Below are 19,750 nucleotides of genomic sequence, written 5' to 3' on the forward strand. Positions count from 1 at the left end.
AGTTTTTGTTTTCAGTAAAATAAATGTTTCACAGCTTGCTTTTTGCGCGAATACAATTTTAAGCTGTATTTTTGGTATAAAGCTTTCTGACAATGCAAACAAAAGAAATCAAAATATTGGTAACCGAGTACAAAAATGCCGATGAGTTAATAACAAACGATCGTGAATTAGTACTGGCCGCACGCGAAAGTGCTGCTACCGCTTATGCTCCTTACTCGCACTACCGGGTAGGGGCAGCACTTCGCCTGGCCGATGGCACCATTGTTCGGGGCAGTAATCAGGAAAATGCCGCCACACCGGTGGGGATCTGTGCCGAGCGCTCGGCTTTGTTTTGGGCCAACGCCAATTATCCGGAACAGGCTGTGGTGTGTATGGCCATTTCAGCCATTGACCAAAACGGGGAGCATGCTGCGAATCTGAGTCCTTGTGGCATTTGCAGGCAGGCCATGCTGGAAAGTCAGCACCGCTACGGGCAGCCCATTCGCATTATTTTGGATAGCCGTAATAAGATTGATGTGCTGAACAATGTGGAATGCCTGTTGCCGCTTAGTTTTAACGGCAATTCGTTGAATGGGTTCAAATAGGGCTGCGGCAGTGGGGACTGCTAAAAAACAGAGAGGATTTCCGCGAATTGCGGATCGAGAGGAAAGTTGGGGGGGCCAGTTGTCTTGGTTATCGGGTTGTCCTTGTTGTCGGGTTGTCGTTCCGCAGAAATATGTTAGAGACGCACGATCGTGCGTCTGTACATTGTTGTTTTGGTTGTCGGGTTGTCGTTCCGCAGAAATCAAAGTCATACTGATAGACCATTGTAATTTCAGCGTTTCGCGTAAAGCTCAGGCTGAAAAATAATTGGATCTCTTGCTGGTATGGCGGTTTGGGCAATGAAAAAACTCCGCCAATTGCCCGACGGAGTTTGTAGCACGAATTAATCTTTTAAATCTTTAATCAGAATGAGTTCGTCCCAAATCGGATCGCCTTTGGGAGGCTTTGCAATCAGGGTCATGGGTTCTTTACGCACCGGGTGAATGAACTCCAGCTTTCGGGCGTGCAAGTGAATGCCTCCATTCGGGTTGCTTCGTTCGGCGCCATATTTCAGGTCCCCTTTAATATGACAGCCAATGGTTAGTAACTGCGCGCGAATTTGGTGATGGCGACCTGTCTCCAGGTTAACTTCCAGTAAGTGATAACGATTCAAACTTGCTTTATGCACGTAGCTCAACGAACAAAGTTTGGCTCCTTTCTTTTTTTTGACTGATGCAAAACTTTTATTCTTGCCCTCGTCTTTCCACAGGTAGTGTTCCAGTGTGCCTTCCATTTCTTCGGGCAGCAGGTCAACAACAGCCCAGTAAGTTTTTTTGATGGCTGTTTTGTCCTGAAACATCTCATTTAGTCGGGTTAGTGCTTTGCTGGTTCGGGCAAAAAGTACGATCCCGCTTGTCGGCCGGTCGAGCCGGTGTGGAGAGCCCAGGTAAACATCGCCGGGCTTATTGTATTTCTTTTTAATGTAAGCTTTTACCTTATCAATTAAAGGCTCGTCGCCGGTTTTGTCACCCTGCACAATTTCGCCACAGGCTTTATTGACCGCAATCAGGTGGTTATCTTCGTAGATTACTTGCATTGGTTGAAAATTTCAAATCCCAGGTTTCAAATTCCAAGCTTCGCAACATAAAACTTGAAGCTCAGAACCTGGAACTGGATTAGTATTGTTCACGTTCGTTGGGGAAATCCCTCGATTTAACATCGGTTATATAGTGCGATACGGCTCCTTTAATATCTTCGGCCAGGTTGGCATAACGACGCAGGAAGCGAGGTGAAAATTCCTGGGTAATACCCAGCATGTCGTGAATAACCAATACTTGTCCGTCGACCCCGTTACCGGCACCAATACCGATTACCGGGATGCGTAACATTTCGGCAACCTGTTTACCCAGTTTGGCCGGGATTTTTTCAAGCACAACCGAGAAACAGCCGGCTTCTTCCAATAATTTGGCATCGGCAATTAGTTTTTGAGCTTCCTCTTCCTCCTTGGCCCGCACCGAATAGGTGCCGTAGCGGTTGATGGATTGCGGCATCAGTCCGAGGTGTCCCATCACCGGAATGCCAGCCGAGAGGATGCGATCAATTGATTCAATGATTTCCGCTCCACCTTCCAGTTTAATCGCATCGGCGGCGGTTTCTTTCATAATGCGGATGGCTGATTTTAAGGCTTCTTTGCTATCGCCCTGGTAGGTGCCAAAGGGCAGATCGACAACTACCAAGGCCCGGTTTACAGCTTTGCGAACCGACACGCCGTGATAGATCATCTGATCCAAGGTCATGGGCAGGGTTGTCTCGTTTCCCGCCATCACATTCGAGGCCGAATCACCGACCAGAATTACATCGACTCCCGCCTGATCGACCAATTTGGCCATGCTATAGTCGTAGCTGGTCAACATGGAAATTTTTTCACCCTTCAGTTTCATCTCTGACAAAACGTGCGTGGTAACCCTTTTTACTTCTTTATGTACTGACATCTCACAATAAAATTAATACAACATGCAAAGTAAGTAACTTTTATTGAATGTACGGAGAACAGGGAGAGTCAAAAGTCAAAAGTAGGAAGTCAAAAGGCAAAAGTTAACAGAGACACTAATCGGAACCTTCTCCGGGCGAGAAGTTTTGAGCTTCAAGGCTAGAGCTTCGAGTTCCAAAGTCCAAATTTCAAAATCTAAATTCCAAGTTCCGGTCTACAACCAGTAACCAGTAACCAGCAACAGGTAACCAGTAACTGGATGTTATGTCGTTTTGTCACCAAGTCTGTCAGCCATCCCGACGTTTTATTTGACGATTATGCCAATTTTTCATTCGATCGGGACCTTCTGCGACTGGCACGGTGATTGATGAAAGCTGATCGAATTCGAACATGAATTGGAAAGTAAAATTTTAAAACTATAGATAAAATGGGAAAAATTATTGGAATCGATTTAGGAACAACGAACTCATGTGTTTCCGTAATGGAAGGAAACGAGCCGGTTGTAATTCCTAACAGCGAAGGAAAACGGACTACTCCGTCAATCGTCGCTTTCGTTGAAGGTGGAGAACGCAAGATTGGTGATCCGGCAAAACGTCAGGCCATCACAAACCCGCATAAAACGGTTTATTCAATCAAACGGTTTATGGGTGAAGGCTTCTCTCAGGTTAGCAAAGAAATTTCGCGTGTACCTTATACTGTTGTGCAGGGTGATAATAATACACCTCGTGTACAAATTGACGATCGGAAATATTCACCGCAAGAGATTTCAGCCATGGTTCTTCAAAAAATGAAGAAAACAGCTGAAGATTACCTGGGACAAGAAGTGACAGAAGCCGTAATTACCGTTCCTGCTTACTTTAACGATGCGCAACGTCAGGCAACCAAAGAAGCTGGTGAAATTGCCGGTTTGACAGTTCGCCGGATTATTAACGAACCTACGGCAGCATCGTTGGCTTATGGTTTGGATAAGATGGATCGCGACATGAAAGTTGCTGTATTCGACTTAGGTGGCGGTACGTTCGATATCTCCATTCTGGAGTTGGGCGACGGTGTATTCGAAGTAAAATCAACCGATGGTGATACACACCTTGGTGGTGACGACTTCGACCAGGTGATTATTGACTGGTTGGCACAAGAGTTCCAAAACGAGGAAGGCATCGATTTGCGCAAAGATCCGATGGCTTTGCAACGTTTGAAAGAAGCTGCCGAGAAAGCAAAAATCGAGTTGTCGAGCTCAACATCAACAGAGATCAACTTGCCTTATATTATGCCGGTGAATGGTATTCCAAAACACTTGGTGAAAACATTGAGTCGTGCCAAATTCGAGCAGTTGGCTGACAGCTTGATCAACGCAACAATTGAGCCTTGCCGTAAAGCCTTGCAAAATGCCGGATTGTCGGCTTCCGATATCGACGAGGTAATTTTGGTTGGTGGTTCAACCCGTATTCCTGCAATCCAGGAAAAAGTACAACAGTTCTTCGGCAAAGCGCCTTCAAAAGGTGTTAACCCCGACGAAGTAGTGGCCGTAGGTGCTGCAATCCAAGGTGGTGTGTTGACCGGTGAAGTAAAAGACGTGTTGTTGTTGGATGTTACTCCGCTGTCATTGGGTATTGAAACCATGGGTGGTGTAATGACTAAGTTGATTGAAGCCAACACAACCATTCCGACTAAAAAATCGGAAACTTTTACCACTGCTGCCGATAACCAGCCTTCAGTAGAAATTCACGTTCTGCAAGGTGAACGCCCGATGGCCAACGGTAACAAAACAATTGGCCGTTTCCACCTCGACGGTATTCCACCCGCACAACGTGGAGTTCCTCAAATTGAAGTGACTTTCGATATTGATGCTAACGGTATTTTGCATGTAAGTGCGAAAGATAAAGCTACCGGTAAATCACAATCAATCCGTATCGAAGCTTCTTCCGGTTTGAGTGACGATGAAATTAAACGTATGCGCGATGAGGCAGCTGCCAATGCCGATGCTGACAAAGCAGCACGCGAAAAAATAGACAAGCTGAATCAGGCTGACAGTTTGATCTTCCAAACTGAAAAGCAAATGAACGAGTTTGGCGATAAATTGCCGGCCGACAAAAAAGCGCCGATCGAAGCTGCATTGAACAAGCTGAAAGAAGCCCACAAAGCGCAGGATGTAGCAGCTATCGACGCTGCAACTGCTGAGTTGAATCAAGTGTTCCAGGCTGCTTCTCAGGAAATGTACAATGCCCAACAAGCACAAGGCGGTGCCCAACCGGGACCTGATGCCGGTGCTCAGGCAGGAAGCCAGCAATCGGCCCAGGACGGTGAAGTAACCGATGTTGACTTTGAAGAAGTCAAGTAAGGTACGATAAATCGGAATAAACAATTATAACAGCCGCAGTAGGATTCGTCTTACTGCGGTTTTTTTTGTTCTTGACTGGAGTCGAGATGCTTGATTTTGAGACGAGCATGACAGTCGAATTTATAGAAATTACAGGAATTCAATTCCAAGAATAGAGAAAGGTTAAATTTAATAAACTTCATTTGCGGACCATCGCGTAATCACCGTCAGAGGATAAATAAGTTAGTAATGATAACGGCACTAAGCGATGTACCAAACATCATTTTTAACCTTATATACAAGCCGATGCTCACCGGTAATACGGCGAGACCAAAAGCCAGATAGATTTAGTTTTAGAGCTTCCGGTATACCGGTTCCTTCAAATGGAGTGCGTTGGCATTCTTTAATCAGATAATTGATTTTCTTTAGAGCCTTATTATCAGTATTTATCCAATGTAAATAATCCTCCCGGGCAAATTTGTCCCAGAAAATATCCATTATTGTTCAATAAGTGGGTTGTTGAGCAAGTTCGCCTTTTTGTTAATGTTCTCAATGGAGCTTTCAAGGCGTTCGCGGTTGCTTTTATTCAAGTGGAATGTTTCCTGCAAAGCGTTAAACTCTTCCAAAGACATCATGACAATGCTTTTTCCTTTCGGGCGATGAACAATCAGCAACTCATCCTCGGCAACAGCGTCCAGGTTGGCTTTTAGATTTTGTCTCAATTCTGAATAATATACTGCTTTCATACTTTGCGATCTGTATTAGGTACAGAAGATATACGTACTTGTTTGCGCATTCACAAGCTTTTTATCTTTTCAATCTATTTTAGTTAGATGGTTGTTTTCCTTATAACAATTGGAAAAAAGAATTCAGAGAAGCTTTCCCGCTCTAGCCGGTAGTAGCCTTGCATATCGTCTATCTCCGAAAGAAAACAAGATTATTTCGTGCGAATGCTAATAAGTTAGCAGTTACTTCTGACAAATGAGACAAGCTAAGGTATTTTATAAGGATATGGAAGTGGGAGTTCTGACTCAACTCGACGAGGGAGCATTTGTTTTCCGGTATAGTGATGCATGGATGGTAGATGATGGCAAACCTTCGATAAGCCTCACTTTGCCAAAATCGAATAAAGAATATCATTCAAAAAATCTTTACCCATATCCGAAACAATATGAAAAACGTGCTGATGGAAATGAAAGACAAGATCTTGCTCCGTAAACGATCGGTAATTGAAACCATTAACGATGAACTGAAAAATATTTGTTCGATTGAGTATTCCCGCACAGGTCGTTCGAAAACTTCATTACAAACCTAATCTCAGGGTTAATTGCTTATTGCTTTTTTTTCCAAAAACCAGCAATAAAATACGAGGTGATCAAAACTGAACAAATTGCTCTATTTTAAAATCGAACTGAGGTTAATAATTTCTTCTTCATACATCGTTTATTTTTTGAATACGATGCAAAGTTCAGCTGTTTTTCCGGGGATATGAAATTTTGTGTAATATAAAAATGGCATTTGTTGAATATGTACCTAAAAACATAGGATTGAGAAGTCTTCATTTGCGACTTTTCAATCCTATGTCTTACAAAACTCGATGACAGAAACTATTCTATGGGGGGGACATTCAAATATTGAACGCCATACTTTGAAAAGATGCCCGGTTACGATAGTCCTTCGGTGTAATGCCAGATTTTTTCTTAAAGAACTTCACAAATGCAGAAGCGTCCGAGAAATAGAGGTCAGATGCTATTTGCAGAATGCTTTTGTCCGGATTGTTCAGTTGCAATTTCGCCTCGCTATACAGTAAATCTCCGATAAACTGCACAACAGTTTCCCCGCTCAGTTTTTTCACGATAGAGGTGAGATACTGCGGTGTTATGTTCAGCCTTTCAGCATAAAACGGGGTCCAGTGTTCTTTTTTGAAATGAGTAATTGCCGATTCAACGAAAGACTTGAAGATAACATCATTGCGATGTATGCGGTCGTTCTCATGATCGAATGGTGATACCTTTTCTATCAGATTGGCTGTTTCTATAAAAAATCCCACAAGGGCGTTCTGTATGGCGGCCTTCTGAAGAGAATGCCCCGTATCACGGATTTTTCGGTTGATATGCCAGAGGCTACCTGATAAAGAATCCCTCAGCTCCACTGGTACTGATACTACGGGACTGATCTGTCTTTGTATGGAAATGGTACTTCTCATGATTCGGTCTGTCGAAGCAATCTCTTTTTGAAATTCTCTGGATACAAACAGATATACCGCTTTGAACTCCTTACTGAACTTGCACATGTGGAACAAGTGAGCAATAGACAGCATCAAAAGGTCCCCCTCCTTAACTTTATAAGATTTAAAATTGATTACGGCTTCCGCCGCACCCGAAAGAATGTAAATATACTGGTCCGACTTGGTGTAGCAGGGCAGCATAGGGGTTCTTTTCATCTGGTCGTAGTCGAGGGCGAAACATGAGATACCCGAGCCGAATTTGTCCGATTGCTGTAGGTATTGAAGCACTTCTTCTATGTCATGAATTCTCTGTTCTTGCATAAGGATTACTATTACCGGTTTTCTTATTCAATTTACGACGCAAATGTTCCATAATCCAGTTGGCGGGTGGCCTAGCCGAGTGCCTTGATGCTCTGCGGGGCATCGAGAGGGGCCAGTTTCAATTCAATGAAACCGGCACAATCGTTGTTCATAACAGCGTCGAGAACATCCTCTAGTTCGTCTTCCGTGTCAACCAAAGTACAATACACATTCTTACCGGATGCAAATATATGGGGAAGTTCTGTATATTTCCAATCGGCAACATCATTGTATGTGCCTAGCGAACTGCGATTTTTATTTGTGATATTTTTTACTCAAATCGATATTTTGATTATGTCATGTCTTATTTGGAAAAGACAGAAATTTGTGTCTTTGGTCTTAAAATGTTACCGACAGGTACTGTATTCTGTTTGCCGATACGGAGTTCTTTAGTGAGTCGGATATCTCGTGACGAACTACCAAACAGGAAAGAGTATATTCCCTTGTCAGTTTGCCATGCACTGATATCCTGATTAAATGAGGCTAATGCTTCGTGTGGAATAATCATCGAGATTGCTTCAGTCTCTCCCGGTTGTAGCATTCGGGTTTTGGAAAAAGCTTTAAGTTCCCTTTGGGGTTTTTCATAAGCCGGATTCAAAGGGGAAGATACATAGAGTTGCACAATCTCCTTTCCTGCTTTATCACCGATATTTGTCACATTTATACTGACATTGTAATTCCTACCATTATCGACTATGCGGGGGGATGAGTAGGTAAACGTTGTATAAGATAATCCATAACCAAAAGGATAAGAAACATCCTTCTTAAAAGTGTCGAAGTAGCGATAGCCTACGTAAATGTCCTCTTCATAATCCGTATAGTCCCAGTTTTTGCCAAAGCCGGAAGAATCATCCGTTGGGTTGTCAATTTGATGTTCACCCATTGGAAAATTTGTAGTGGATGGAATGTCTTCAAGTTTTACGGGAAAGGTCATTGTTAATTTCCCCGATGGCGAAACTTTGCCACTTAAGACATCCACGATACTATTGCCCATCTCTTGCCCACATTCCCATGCCAGCAATATTGCATCTGGCAAATCTTTCCATGATGCGGTTTCGATTACATTTCCCACATTGAGTAAAACAAGGACTTTTTTGTTTGCCGCATGAAAGGTACGGCACGTATTTTCAATCAGTTGCCTTTCGTCCACACTCAAATTGAAATCCGACGGAATACAATCTTTTCCTTCTCCTGACTTGCGGCCTACGGTGAGAATAGCAATATCTGTTTCATTAGAAAGCCGGTTAAGAATTTCTTGTGACATCGTTATTTCCGATGGTGCAGGTTGCGACATGAACATTAATTTCTTAATCTGTTTCAAACTGTCTTGATATTTCTCATCCAGTTCTTCTATATGTTTTCCATATAATTGTTCTGTTTCTGCATCAATTTCATATCCGGCATTCTTCAATCCTTCAGCCAGAGAAACCATATATGCGCTGTGCACATCACCGGAACCGCTTCCTCCGGGAGTCAGACTGTAAGATGCGGAGCCAAGTAGTGCTATTTTATGAACAGACGTCTGTGATAGTGGAAGCGTATTATTTCTGTTTTCCAACAATACCATGCCTTCTTGTCCTGCCTGTCGTGCAATATCTGCATGAGATTTCAGATCAGGGTGATTAGAATAAGCATATTTTTTGAAATGCGGTGTACGAACAATCATTCCTAACACGTTACTGACATTACGGTCTATGATTTTTTCATCCAGCTCTCCTTTTTTTACAGCACTTATAATATCATTGTATTGCTTTTCCGTTCCTGGTTGCAACATATCATTGCCTGCCTGCATTTGCCGAACAGCATTCTTTCCTCCAAACCAATCAGACATAACCAGTCCTTTGAAACCCCATTCTTGACGAAGCAGATCCGTAAGCAACTCACCATTCTCAGATGTATAAATGCCATTCAGAAGGTTGTAAGATGTCATAACTGTCCACGGGGCCGCATTCTTTATCACTGTTTCAAAACCTTTCAGATAAATTTCTCTTAAGGCACGTTGTGACACGCGTGCATCATTGCCAGTACGATTACTTTCCTGATTGTTTGCTGCAAAATGTTTGACAGATACACCTACACCGTTGTTCTGCACCCCCTTCACATAGGCAGTTGCCATATTGCCCGAAACGACCGGATCCTCCGAATAATACTCAAAATTCCTTCCGCACAACGGGTATCTTTGTATATTCAAAGCCGGGGCAAGCAATATGTCCACACCATATTCCAAAGCCTCATTTCCTATCGCTTGGCCTACTGATTGTACAAGCTCTGTATTCCATGTGGAAGCCAGCGATGTAGCAATAGGGAAATGTGTACAATAATAAGTAGCAGTATCATTCTCGCGCTTTGGAGAAATTCTAACTCCGGCAGGACCATCAGCCAACACGACTGCCGGTATTCCCAAACGAGGAATGGCATAGGTTGTACCCGCTGCACCGGGAACTATGTTTTTGGTTTCACCAATGACAGGCTGGTCATTAATTATTCCATCCATGCCGGTTCCTATCAGGAGATGGACTTTTTCTTCCAAAGTCATCGCTTTTACAACTTCAGCAATTGTTGCTTGTCCAAGTTGCGGAATGTTTTGTGCATGAGCCACCAAGCTGAAAGTAGCTAACATCAATCCCATAATACACTTCTTCATATCTAAAATTGGTACTTTGTATTTCTTACGCAAAATTATTCAGCTTACTATGTACATGAAAGTTTGAAATGATAAGAAAATGGTTTTTGTTGAAACAATGACGTGGTGTTATGTTGAAATTGTAATTTGTAAAATAGTTGAGATTTTTCGGCAGTTAAAATATTTTGGCGTGGCGCTGCTGTTATCTTCCTCCTCGCCTAGGGGTGTTTGCATGATATATGTTTATGTGAACAGCCGTTATGCCGATGTATTGCTGATGTTGGCTGAAGCCTACACTAGGACCGGACAGGTGGCGAAAGCTGCGCCGCAGGTGCATCGTGTCCGAAACCGGGCTTTGTTGACTGACAAGCTTTCTGAAATGATACAATATTCCGAGGATGAAATGATGCAGGAGATCCGTCGTCAGCGAAACCTGGAATTTGCGCGCGAAGGATTGCATTTCTACGATTTACGTCGCTGGGGTTTGTTGGAGTCAACAATTAAAAATGCCAAGCAATTGGGCTATCAAAACTACACTTCAAAATGGAGTGCATTGGCATTCTTTAATCAGATAATTGATTTTCTTTAGAGCCTTATTATCAGTATTTATCCAATGTAAATAATCCTCCCGGGCAAATTTGTCCCAGAAAATATCCATTATTATTCAATGAGTGGGTTGTTGAGCAAGTTCGCCTTTTTGTTAATGTTCTCAATGGAGCTTTCAAGGCGTTCGCGGTTGCTTTTGCTTTTATTCAAGTGGAATGTTTCCTGCAAAGCGTTAAACTCTTCCAAAGACATCATGACAATGCTTTTTCCTTTCGGGCGATGAACAATCAGCAACTCATCCTCGGCAACAGCGTCCAGGTTGGCTTTTAGATTTTGTCTCAATTCTGAATAATATACTGCTTTCATACTTTGCGATCTTTATTAAGTATAAATATACGTACTTATCCAGCACCTTTTTAAACTGGCGTGAAAAGTAGAATTGATCGTCAAAGCCCGATTTTACGGGCGATGTCAGCCATCGACCGATCGTCAGTGTCGAGTAATCGGCAAGCCCTGCTGAATCTTTAGCTGAGTAAAATAGTCAATAGGCGAGCGTCCGGTTCGGGTTAAAAAAAAGTGCGAATAATGGGAGGCTGACAGTTTTATGGTGGAAGCGAGTTCGTTCAACTTAAATTTCGGTTGATTGTTTCGGGGGTGAAGTTGATGCTGCATTCTTTTGTGGTTCCTGACACATTCCCGATATTTGATTCTCCGCAATGCCGGAGTTATACTATTTAATCTACTAAAACTACGACTACATGAGACTAAACTTATTCTTAATTGTAATCATATTAATTCTTTCAGCCTGTGAACAAAAGGATGCGGACAGGATTGATCTCGCCGGCGAATGGCAGTTTGCAACCGATCCCTCCGACATTGGAAAATCGGAAAAATGGTATTCCGAAAACTTCAAGGAGACTGTTTTGTTGCCGGGATCAATGGCAGAAAACGATAAGGGAGATATTCCAGATTTACATACGCCATGGACGGGAACGATATACGATAGTTCATTTTATTTCAACCCGGCGTTGGAAAAGTACCGACAGGAAGGAGATGTGAAATTTCCGTTCTGGCTGACGCCGAATAAATATTACAAAGGTGCGGCCTGGTACCGCAAAGAAATTACAGTGCCTGCCAATTGGGACGACAAGCGCGTGGTGCTTCATTTGGAGCGCCCGCACTGGCAAACAACGGTCTGGGTGAACGACCAGAAAGCAGGTTATCAAAACAGCCTGTCGACACCTCACGAATATGATGTGACCGCGTTGCTGACAAGCGGAAGCAATTTTATTACGGTTTGTGTTGATAACCGTACCGACTCAATCAATGTTGGCCCCGACTCGCACAGTGTTTCGGATCACACGCAAGGCAATTGGAACGGCATGGTTGGTGAGCTTTACCTGCAGGCTGCCTCGCCTTTGTACATCGCGGATCTGCAGCTTTATCCGAACATCGATGCGAAAACGGTTAAAGCAATCATTCAACTGAAAACGGAAGACGCTGCTCCCGTTGATGCAGAACTGCATTTGCAGGCGCGGTTGAAGACCGGTGAAGTGAAATCACTGCCAATGCTTAGTCAAAAAGTGCAGGTTTCAGCCGATGGAAAAGTGCTTGAAATGGATTATGATATGGGTGACGACGTCAAACTTTGGGACGAGTTTAGCCCGAATTTGTATGAAATGACCGCGAAAGTTGCGGCTCCAGGAATGGACCCAGATGAGCTTCAGCAAACATTTGGTATGCGAAAAGTTGAAATTGCCGATGGCAAAATCAGGGTGAACGGTCGCCCGGTATTTATGCGCGGAACATTGGAATGTAACACCTTTCCGTTAACCGGCTATCCGCCAACCGATGTGGAGTCGTGGAAGGAAATCATGCAAACCTGCAAGGAGAGCGGCTTAAATCATATTCGTTTTCACTCGCATTGCCCGCCCGAAGCAGCTTTCATTGCTGCAGATGAATTGGGAATTTACCTTCAGCCCGAAGCGGCTAGCTGGCCCAATCATGGTACTTCGCTGGGCGATGGTCGGCCAACCGATGATTATATTTTGGCCGAAACGGAGCGAATCATCAAAGCTTATGGTAACCACCCGTCTTTTGTGATGTGGGCCTATTGCAACGAACCTTGCGGCAACTATGTGCCCTTTCTCGATAATGATTTGCAGAAATGGAAAAGCATAGATCCCCGGCGCATTTACACCGCAGCTGCTATTGGTCGCAGTTGGAGTGTGAACTCTGGAAGTGAATTTTTGGTGCGTTCGGTGCCGCGTGGACTGCCATTCAAACAACAACCGAATGCCACATTCAATTATGACGAACGCATTGCTGATGAAAGCCGTCCTTATGTGACCCACGAAATGGGACAGTACTGCGTTTTTCCGGATTTCTCAGAGATTGACAAGTACACCGGCGTTTACAAAGCCAAGAACTTTGAGTTGTTCAAAGGTATTTCGGAAGATAATCATCTGGGTGACCAGGCTCACGATTTCCTGATGGCTTCCGGAAAGTTGCAGGCTCTTTGTTATAAAGCTGAAATTGAAGCCGAACTCCGGACTACGACGCTGGATGGGTTTCAATTATTAGGCCTGAATGATTTTCCCGGACAGGGAAGTGCAATTATCGGTATGCTCAATGTGTTCTGGCAAGAAAAAGGCTACATCACCAAAGAGGAGATCAGCCATTTCTGTAACCAAACCGTGCCGCTGGCGGAGTTTCCAAAATTCGTATTTACGAATGCCGAAAGCCTGAATTTTCCGGTAATGGTTTCGCATTACGGGCCGGAGGTGCTTCATAGCCCAAAAGCTGGTTATACCATTACTACGGTTTCGGGTGAGACACTGGCTAACGGAGGATTTGAAACCTATGATATTCCGACCGGTGAGTTACATCCGTTGGGACAGGTTAATTTTTCATTGGAGAACCTTAAAAAAGCTGTTCAGTGTAAATTGGAGGTGGGCGTTGATACGTTTACAAATAGCTGGGATTTCTGGGTGTTTCCCGCGACCCAACCAAGCATAGAAAAAGACGCCGTTTATTATACTGATAAGCTGGATGAAGCTGCTTTGAAAAAACTGGACGTCGGAGCTTCAGTTTTGCTGGATGCTTCCGGCAACATAGAAAATGGGAAAGACATTGTTGCCAATTTCACGCCGGTATTTTGGAATACTTCCTGGTTTAAAATGCGGCCTCCGCACACCACCGGAATTTTGGTGCAGGAAGATCACCCGGCTTTGAAAGACTTCCCAACGTCCTACCATAGCGACTACCAGTGGTGGGAAATCGTAAACGGCCAGCAGGTGATGTGCATCGACAGTTTCCCGCCGGCATTCCGCCCAATCGTTCAACCGATCGATACTTGGTTTTTGAGCCGCCGCCTGGCACAACTGTTTGAGGCCAAAGTGGGGAACGGAAAGCTGCTTGTTACAACCTTAAATATTGATCTTTCAAACGGGTCGGCGTCAGCTCAGCTGCGTCAAAGCCTTGTGAACTATATGAATTCCATCGACTTCAACCCTAAAGATGAATTGGAGCCTGCCGTGATCCTGGAACTGTTTGAAAAGGAAGATCGCCGGGGAGTGAATTTGTACACCAAAGGAACACCTGATGAACTGAAACCGTCTAATCAAAAAATAAAAAGGTAATAATAGAAGCGAGTTGAAAGCATCAAGCTGCCAGAGAGCGAAGAAGGCAACGGTTTCGTTGTTGCTCAGAGCCCGTTGAGAAATCCTTTGCGGTAAAAACAAAATGAAAAAGTAATGACTACACAATCAAACCAAAAACAATGAAATACATCTGCTACTCAATCCTGTTGCTGTTTTTCAACGTCGCAATTGCCGGAGCACAAAACCTGAAGCGCATTGATGCGTCGAAGGCCAGTTCGAAGGTGGTATCCGGGCAACTAAAAATGGGAAATCCAGGGCCTGATGGGAAAAAGCTGGAAGTGAACAACCACTACCTCACACTAAACGGAAAGCCAATTATTCCGGTGATGGGAGAGGTGCACTACTCGCGTATTCCGACGGAGCAGTGGGAAGATGTGTTGCTGAAGATGAAGGCTGGTGGTGTCAACATCATTGCATCCTATGCGCTTTGGAATCATCATGAGGAAATAGAAGGGCAGTTTGATTGGAGTGGCAATAAAAACATCCGCGAGTTTGCGAAACTCTGTGCAAAACATAACTTGTACTTTTACCCTCGCATTGGCCCCTGGTGCCATGCCGAGGTGCGCAATGGGGGTACGCCCGATTGGATTCTGACGAAAAAAAATATCAAAGATCGTTCGAACGATCCGGTTTACCAGCAGTATGCCGAGGAATGGTACAAGCAGGTTGGCCTGCAGTTACAAGGTTTGATGTACAAAGACGGTGGCCCAATCATTGGTGTTCAGCTGGAAAATGAGTACCGCAAAGGAAAAGGTGGCGAAGCTCATATTCTGTGGTTGAAAGAAACTGCGCAGAAATATGGATTCGATACCCCGCTGTACACTGTAACCGGCTGGCAAAATGGCTCCGTTCCCCCTTTGGAGGTTATTCCTTTGTGGGCCGCCTATCCTGATGCTCCCTGGGCCGATAACCTGAGACGAAACGAAGCTAAAACCGACTTCCTGTTCAAAAAATACCGCGATACCGATGCCGTTGGCGATAATGTGCAAAAGGACAGGGAAGCCTACATCGATTACGACGCTTATCCGTACTTTACCTGCGAGATTGGAGTTGGAAATATGAATACCGATCATCGCCGATTGCAAATTGGGTCGCGTGATGGTTTGGGGCTGATTATGGCGAAAATGGCATCGGGTAGTAACCTGCCCGGTTATTACATGTTTGCCGGCGGTTCCAATCCACTTGGGCAGTTAACAACTCTGGAGGAAAATCGCGAAGAAAGTGGTTACTACAATACCAACCCGGTTATTTCCTACGATTTTCAGGCGGCGATAAACGAGTCTGGTCGCCTGAACGGACCTTACCACGAGGTGAAAAAACTGCATTACTTTTTGCATGAATTTGGCGACCGTTTGGCACCCATGGTACCGGTGTTCCCCGAAGACAATGCGGACTTCCAGTATGTGGTTCGCTCATCTGGTGAATCAGCTTTCGTGTTCGGAATGAACTACTTCCGTCACCACGATTTGGAGGCGTTGAAAGGGCTACAGTTCGAAGTGAAATTGGGAGGTGGAACGGTAATTTTCCCATCGAAAACTGTTACCATTTCGGACGGTGCAATTTTTATGTGGCCGATGAACTTTGCGTTGGGAAATATCAGTTTAAATTACGCCACGGCGCAACCACTTTGCCATGTTGGTAACAAATGGATTTTTATTGAAGATGCTGATGCGTCGCCGGAGTTTTGCCTGAAAGCTGAAGGTTTAAGCAGCGTAACGGCGAGCACGGGTAAAGTGAAAGAAAAAGATGGCACCTATGTCGTTAGCGACCTGAAGCCGGGTGTTGATTGCGAAATCAATATGAAGGAAGCTGACGGAAGCGAACAAAAGATTATTGTGCTGTCGAAAGCAGAAGCATTGAACAGCTGGTTGCTGGATCTCGAAAATGGTGAAAAAGCTTTCTTCGTGTCCGCTGCTGATTTGTATGCTAATCAAGGAGAAGTATTTGCTTTCGATACAAACCCGAATATTTCTGTTTTGAAACTGAATGCAGAAGGCGATGAAAACTTCGAAAAATACGAATATCAACTACCTGAGAAAAAACTTCAGCTTGAAGTAGAAAGAGTTGAGCCACTTGCAGATGCAGTCTTCCTGAAAACATCGGCAGTGGATGAGTTGGATAGCAAAAATAGCCTGCGTCACCGTTTCTTCCTGAAAGAGTTCAGCCTGAATAATCCGTCGGAAGTAAAGCGCGCTAAACTCCTGATTTATGCCGAAACAGATTGCAAAGTCCAGCTGAACAATCGCTGGGTGAACCAAGCAGTTGTGCCCGGGCAATTAACAGTGCTGGATGTGACCGGTTACACGCAAAAAGGCGAAAATAAGCTGATGCTGGATTTTCCGTTTGAAGCCGGCGATAAAGCTTTTGCGGCAGAACTGCAGGTGGAATATTTCAACTCGAACCGGGTGGAGTTCACGACCAATCAGTCTTGGTTGATGCGGGATTCGTATATCTACCCGAGTTTCTTAACCGGCTTTGGTGGTTTTGCTGCGCCTGAGCAGGTTGGTCGTCGTAAAATTAGCGGAACGGAACAATTGGCGAATCAGTACTATGTGTTCCGCTTGCCGGAGAATTATGCGGATGGCCTGAATAATGTGTACCTGCAAATTGACTATACGGGCGATAAAGGGAAGCTGTATTTCAACCAACTGTTGGTGGCCGACAATTTTTACAGCGGCGATTTATGGGAGATTGGTCTCAACCGACTTCACTTACCACTGGATGGTCAGCCACTGAAATTGGAGATTAGTCCGCTACCGGCCAATGCCCGGGTGTATTTTGATGATGCGGAGGCAAAAGAAGCGGCGACAAACGTTTTGGTAAAATCGGTGAATCTGTTCCCGGAATATCGGGTGGAGATCCAGTAAAGGCGCCACTTGCCCTAAAATGATCAAATCAATATCGATTTTAAAATGGCATTTTTGCATGGCATTTTGGGGAAAGTGTCCCTTTTCTCCGTTTTAAAGGAAGAGATATCAACTAAACCGATCAAATATGAAAACGTATCTGAAATGTATTTTTTATAGTCTGGGGATGGCGTTGTTTTTCAGCACAACAGCAGTTGGTCAGCACAGGCAGCTAATCGAAGTGAAAACCAAATCGAGCTCGCTGGTGTACGTCGTTGATCAAAGCAAACGCGTGGTCTTTCAGTATTACGGAAAGACTGTTGACGCGCCCGAAAGTTTTCTGCTGCAGCAAGCCTATCCGAAGCCGGATACCAACCGCGATTTTTCGTACGAAGCTTATCCAACCTTTGGTTTGGGGAATATTAACGAGCCCGCTTTGTCGGTCATTCATGCCGATGGAAGTTTAAATACCGAGTTGGCTTTTGAGGGCGTAGAAACGAAAAAATCGCAAGCGGGGGTGTCGGAAACAGTCATTCATTTAAAAGACCGGGTTTATAACTTGACCGTTGAGCTTCACCTGAAAGCTTTTGAGGAAGAAGATGTGATTAGCCAGTGGGTTGTGGTTAAAAATCAGGAAAGAGGCCCGGTGCAGCTTACGCGTTTTTCTTCTTCTTTTTTGCCCCTAAAAGCCGAAGGGTATTATTTAACACACTTTTACGGGGCCTGGGCCGGCGAGATGAATGTTACGGAAGAAAAACTGGAGAATGGCTTAAAAGTGATTGAATGTAAAAAGGGCGTGCGTACCACACAAACCGAAAATCCGTCTTTCCTGGTAAGCCTCAATCACCCGGCACTGGAGAATGCCGGCGACTGTTATGGCGGAGCTCTGGCCTGGTCGGGCAATTATCGCCTGGCTTTTCAGGTCGACGAGTGGAAACGCTTGAATATAACGACCGGGATCAATCCGTTTTTGTCGACCTGGACGTTGAAAGCCGGAGAGCACTTCTCAACTCCCGAAATGATATATACGTTCAGTGCTGAAGGGCGAGGGCAAGTTTCGCGCAACCTGCACGACTGGGGGCGGAAATACGGCTTGGTTGGCGGAACCAAGATACACGACATTGTGCTGAACAGTTGGGAAGGAGCCTATTTTACCTTTAACGAAAACACCTTGACAGGCATGATGGATGATGCTGCCGAAATGGGCATTGAAACCTTTGTGCTGGATGATGGCTGGTTTGGGAACAAATATCCAAGGAACAGCGATCATGCCGGGTTGGGCGACTGGCAAACGAATCAAAAAAAATTACCTCGCGGATTGGATTATTTAATCGATTATGCGCATTCGAAGGGCCTGAAGTTTGGCCTGTGGATTGAACCGGAAATGGTGAACCCCGAAAGCGAGCTGGCGGAGAAACATCCGGAATGGATGGTGCAAAGTCCGGGACGCGAGAAAATAACCTGGCGAAACCAGTTGTTGTTGGATTTGTCGAATCCGAAGGTGCAGGATTTTGTCTATCAGGTGTTTGATAGTCTGTTGACCGCCCATCCCGGAATTGCCTACATCAAGTGGGATGCCAACCGGCATGTGGAACAGGCTGGTTCAACATTTTTACCGTCTTCGGAACAAACTCATTTCTGGGTTTCATACACGGAAGGTTTGTACAATGTTTATAAACGGATTCGCGCCAAATACCCCGACTTTGTTATTCAGGATTGTGCTTCGGGCGGAGGTCGTTTGGATTATGGTGCCTTGAAATATCACAACGAGTTCTGGACCTCGGATAATACCGATCCCCTGTCGCGGATTTTTATTCAGTATGGAACGAATTTAATTTATCCGCCGGTTGGAACAGCATCGCATGTATCAACCAGCCCCAACCACCAAACCATGCGGGTAACGCCCCTGAAGTTTCGGTTCGATGTTGCCATGACCGGTCGCCTGGGGATGGAACTTCAGCCTAAAGATATCCAAGGGAAAGACCGGGAGTTGGCCATGGAGGCCATCCGAAATTACAAGCAGTACGTCAGGCCGCTGATTACCGACGGAGATTTGTACCGGCTAAAATCGCCTTACGATGAAGGCGGCTGGGCTTCACAACTGTATGTCTCGAAAGAGAAAAGTTCGGCGGTGTTGTTTGTTTTCAGCCTGGAGCCTCATTTGCGGGGCGTTTTCCCCACCGTTCGGTTGAATGGTCTGGATCCGGCCAAAACTTACCTGGTTGAGGAAATCAACTCGGCTGGACGATCCTGTTTCTGGGGAAACGGGCAAACATTTCGGGCCGATTATCTGATGAATGCAGGGGTGGAGCTTCAGCTAAGCGGCCAATATGATAGTGCTGTTTTTCGATTGAAAGAGCTTAAATAACCCGGGTGATTAAAGTGTTGGAAGAGAATCAGGTTGATGATGAAGTCGATCTGATTTTTTGTGTAATTCAATTCAAATGCAGATTGTTTCGTTGTCATCGCTGTAAGGTTTTGTGGAATAAGTGTCCAGCGAACAAGATAATTTTTGATGGGAGGCTGCCCGATGACCTTGGGGATTGTTTTGCTGAATGCGAAATTTGAAATAATTTTAGGGTGAAAATATTCTCATGGAGTATTGCCCAAAGCCCGGTTTTTTAAGGCCTTGAGAATAGTACTTAACGACAACCTAA

The 19,750-nt window shown here is 44.7% G+C and carries 16 protein-coding genes; 8 read left to right on the top strand and 8 right to left on the bottom strand.

Going from position 1 to position 19,750, the window contains the following annotated elements:
* Positions 1–92: 92 nt before the first annotated feature.
* Entirely contained in the window at positions 93–584 is a 492-nt protein-coding gene (locus tag C8N47_RS09360; protein ID WP_107822289.1) for a cytidine deaminase, read from the top strand.
* Between the two features lie 341 nt (positions 585–925).
* Here C8N47_RS09360 and C8N47_RS09365 read toward each other — a convergent pair whose 3' ends face one another.
* Together C8N47_RS09365 and panB are read right to left on the bottom strand one after the other, a co-directional pair.
* Positions 926–1,618, bottom strand: coding sequence for an RluA family pseudouridine synthase (locus tag C8N47_RS09365; RefSeq protein ID WP_107822290.1), 693 nt, complete (start codon positions 1,616–1,618; stop codon positions 926–928).
* A 79-nt stretch (positions 1,619–1,697) separates the two neighbouring features.
* A complete protein-coding gene (gene panB / locus C8N47_RS09370) occupies positions 1,698–2,513 on the bottom strand; it encodes a 3-methyl-2-oxobutanoate hydroxymethyltransferase (protein ID WP_107822291.1) in 816 nt (271 codons plus the stop codon).
* A 426-nt stretch (positions 2,514–2,939) separates the two neighbouring features.
* Between panB and dnaK the strand changes: the two genes are divergently transcribed.
* Positions 2,940–4,850, top strand: a complete 1,911-nt coding sequence (gene dnaK / locus C8N47_RS09375) for a molecular chaperone DnaK (RefSeq protein WP_107822292.1) — start codon at positions 2,940–2,942, stop codon at positions 4,848–4,850.
* Between the two features lie 240 nt (positions 4,851–5,090).
* On the opposite strand, the gene C8N47_RS09380 is transcribed toward dnaK, so the two are convergent.
* A complete protein-coding gene (locus C8N47_RS09380; RefSeq protein ID WP_107822293.1) occupies positions 5,091–5,327 on the bottom strand; it encodes a Txe/YoeB family addiction module toxin in 237 nt (78 codons plus the stop codon).
* Complete coding sequence (locus C8N47_RS09385; protein ID WP_107822294.1) at positions 5,327–5,575, bottom strand: type II toxin-antitoxin system Phd/YefM family antitoxin; 249 nt, start codon at positions 5,573–5,575, stop codon at positions 5,327–5,329. The genes C8N47_RS09380 and C8N47_RS09385 overlap by 1 nt, the downstream gene beginning before the upstream one ends.
* A gap of 235 nt (positions 5,576–5,810) precedes the next feature.
* Here C8N47_RS09385 and C8N47_RS09390 point away from each other — a divergent pair, with 235 nt between their 5' ends.
* Entirely contained in the window at positions 5,811–6,047 is a 237-nt protein-coding gene (locus tag C8N47_RS09390; RefSeq protein ID WP_107822295.1) for a HipA N-terminal domain-containing protein, read from the top strand.
* The gene (locus C8N47_RS19110) at positions 6,022–6,144 is read left to right on the top strand and encodes a transposase (RefSeq protein ID WP_425436627.1); all 123 of its coding nucleotides are present in this window, start codon (positions 6,022–6,024) and stop codon (positions 6,142–6,144) included. Before C8N47_RS09390 ends, C8N47_RS19110 begins: the two co-directional genes overlap by 26 nt.
* 312 nt (positions 6,145–6,456) lie before the next feature.
* Here the strand turns inward: C8N47_RS19110 and C8N47_RS09400 are convergent, their stop codons facing one another.
* Positions 6,457–7,377, bottom strand: coding sequence for an AraC family transcriptional regulator (locus C8N47_RS09400; RefSeq protein WP_107822296.1), 921 nt, complete (start codon positions 7,375–7,377; stop codon positions 6,457–6,459).
* A gap of 343 nt (positions 7,378–7,720) precedes the next feature.
* Positions 7,721–10,060, bottom strand: a complete 2,340-nt coding sequence (locus tag C8N47_RS09405) for a glycoside hydrolase family 3 N-terminal domain-containing protein (protein ID WP_107822297.1) — start codon at positions 10,058–10,060, stop codon at positions 7,721–7,723.
* Between the two features lie 79 nt (positions 10,061–10,139).
* On the opposite strand from C8N47_RS09405, the gene C8N47_RS09410 reads away from it, so the two are divergent.
* Positions 10,140–10,628 carry a RagB/SusD family nutrient uptake outer membrane protein gene (locus C8N47_RS09410; RefSeq protein WP_107822298.1) on the top strand — a complete coding sequence of 163 codons (489 nt, stop codon included), beginning with the start codon at positions 10,140–10,142 and terminating at the stop codon, positions 10,626–10,628.
* Here the strand turns inward: C8N47_RS09410 and C8N47_RS19115 are convergent.
* The gene (locus C8N47_RS19115; protein ID WP_107822299.1) at positions 10,578–10,697 is read right to left on the bottom strand and encodes a type II toxin-antitoxin system YoeB family toxin; all 120 of its coding nucleotides are present in this window, start codon (positions 10,695–10,697) and stop codon (positions 10,578–10,580) included. The genes C8N47_RS09410 and C8N47_RS19115 overlap by 51 nt on opposite strands.
* A gap of 2 nt (positions 10,698–10,699) precedes the next feature.
* Positions 10,700–10,951, bottom strand: a complete 252-nt coding sequence (locus tag C8N47_RS09420; RefSeq protein WP_107822300.1) for a type II toxin-antitoxin system Phd/YefM family antitoxin — start codon at positions 10,949–10,951, stop codon at positions 10,700–10,702.
* Positions 10,952–11,343: 392 nt separating this feature from the next.
* Between C8N47_RS09420 and C8N47_RS09425 the strand changes: the two genes are divergently transcribed.
* From C8N47_RS09425 to C8N47_RS09435, 3 genes are all read left to right on the top strand, one after another.
* Complete coding sequence (locus C8N47_RS09425) at positions 11,344–14,226, top strand: glycoside hydrolase family 2 protein (RefSeq protein WP_107822301.1); 2,883 nt, start codon at positions 11,344–11,346, stop codon at positions 14,224–14,226.
* Between the two features lie 140 nt (positions 14,227–14,366).
* Complete coding sequence (locus tag C8N47_RS09430; protein WP_107822302.1) at positions 14,367–17,114, top strand: beta-galactosidase; 2,748 nt, start codon at positions 14,367–14,369, stop codon at positions 17,112–17,114.
* Between the two features lie 127 nt (positions 17,115–17,241).
* Complete coding sequence (locus tag C8N47_RS09435; protein WP_107822303.1) at positions 17,242–19,461, top strand: alpha-galactosidase; 2,220 nt, start codon at positions 17,242–17,244, stop codon at positions 19,459–19,461.
* Positions 19,462–19,750 lie beyond the last annotated feature (289 nt).

The organism is Mangrovibacterium marinum, assembly GCF_003046625.1.
In the GTDB taxonomy this organism is placed as follows: Bacteria; Bacteroidota; Bacteroidia; order Bacteroidales; family Prolixibacteraceae; genus Mangrovibacterium; species Mangrovibacterium marinum.

Excerpts from the sequence above, each read along its gene's own strand:
- C8N47_RS19115 (WP_107822299.1), bottom strand. The coding sequence starts at position 10,697 with ATGGATATTTTCTGGGACAAATTTGCCCGGGAGGATTATTTACATTGG.
- panB (WP_107822291.1), bottom strand. The coding sequence starts at position 2,513 with ATGTCAGTACATAAAGAAGTAAAAAGGGTTACCACGCACGTTTTGTCA.
- C8N47_RS09385 (WP_107822294.1), bottom strand. The coding sequence starts at position 5,575 with ATGAAAGCAGTATATTATTCAGAATTGAGACAAAATCTAAAAGCCAAC.
- C8N47_RS19110 (WP_425436627.1), top strand. The coding sequence starts at position 6,022 with ATGAAAGACAAGATCTTGCTCCGTAAACGATCGGTAATTGAAACCATT.
- dnaK (WP_107822292.1), top strand. The coding sequence starts at position 2,940 with ATGGGAAAAATTATTGGAATCGATTTAGGAACAACGAACTCATGTGTT.
- C8N47_RS09400 (WP_107822296.1), bottom strand. The coding sequence starts at position 7,377 with ATGCAAGAACAGAGAATTCATGACATAGAAGAAGTGCTTCAATACCTA.
- C8N47_RS09420 (WP_107822300.1), bottom strand. The coding sequence starts at position 10,951 with ATGAAAGCAGTATATTATTCAGAATTGAGACAAAATCTAAAAGCCAAC.
- C8N47_RS09430 (WP_107822302.1), top strand. The coding sequence starts at position 14,367 with ATGAAATACATCTGCTACTCAATCCTGTTGCTGTTTTTCAACGTCGCA.
- C8N47_RS09360 (WP_107822289.1), top strand. The coding sequence starts at position 93 with ATGCAAACAAAAGAAATCAAAATATTGGTAACCGAGTACAAAAATGCC.
- C8N47_RS09365 (WP_107822290.1), bottom strand. The coding sequence starts at position 1,618 with ATGCAAGTAATCTACGAAGATAACCACCTGATTGCGGTCAATAAAGCC.
- C8N47_RS09390 (WP_107822295.1), top strand. The coding sequence starts at position 5,811 with ATGAGACAAGCTAAGGTATTTTATAAGGATATGGAAGTGGGAGTTCTG.
- C8N47_RS09410 (WP_107822298.1), top strand. The coding sequence starts at position 10,140 with ATGGTTTTTGTTGAAACAATGACGTGGTGTTATGTTGAAATTGTAATT.
- C8N47_RS09405 (WP_107822297.1), bottom strand. The coding sequence starts at position 10,060 with ATGAAGAAGTGTATTATGGGATTGATGTTAGCTACTTTCAGCTTGGTG.
- C8N47_RS09380 (WP_107822293.1), bottom strand. The coding sequence starts at position 5,327 with ATGGATATTTTCTGGGACAAATTTGCCCGGGAGGATTATTTACATTGG.
- C8N47_RS09425 (WP_107822301.1), top strand. The coding sequence starts at position 11,344 with ATGAGACTAAACTTATTCTTAATTGTAATCATATTAATTCTTTCAGCC.
- C8N47_RS09435 (WP_107822303.1), top strand. The coding sequence starts at position 17,242 with ATGAAAACGTATCTGAAATGTATTTTTTATAGTCTGGGGATGGCGTTG.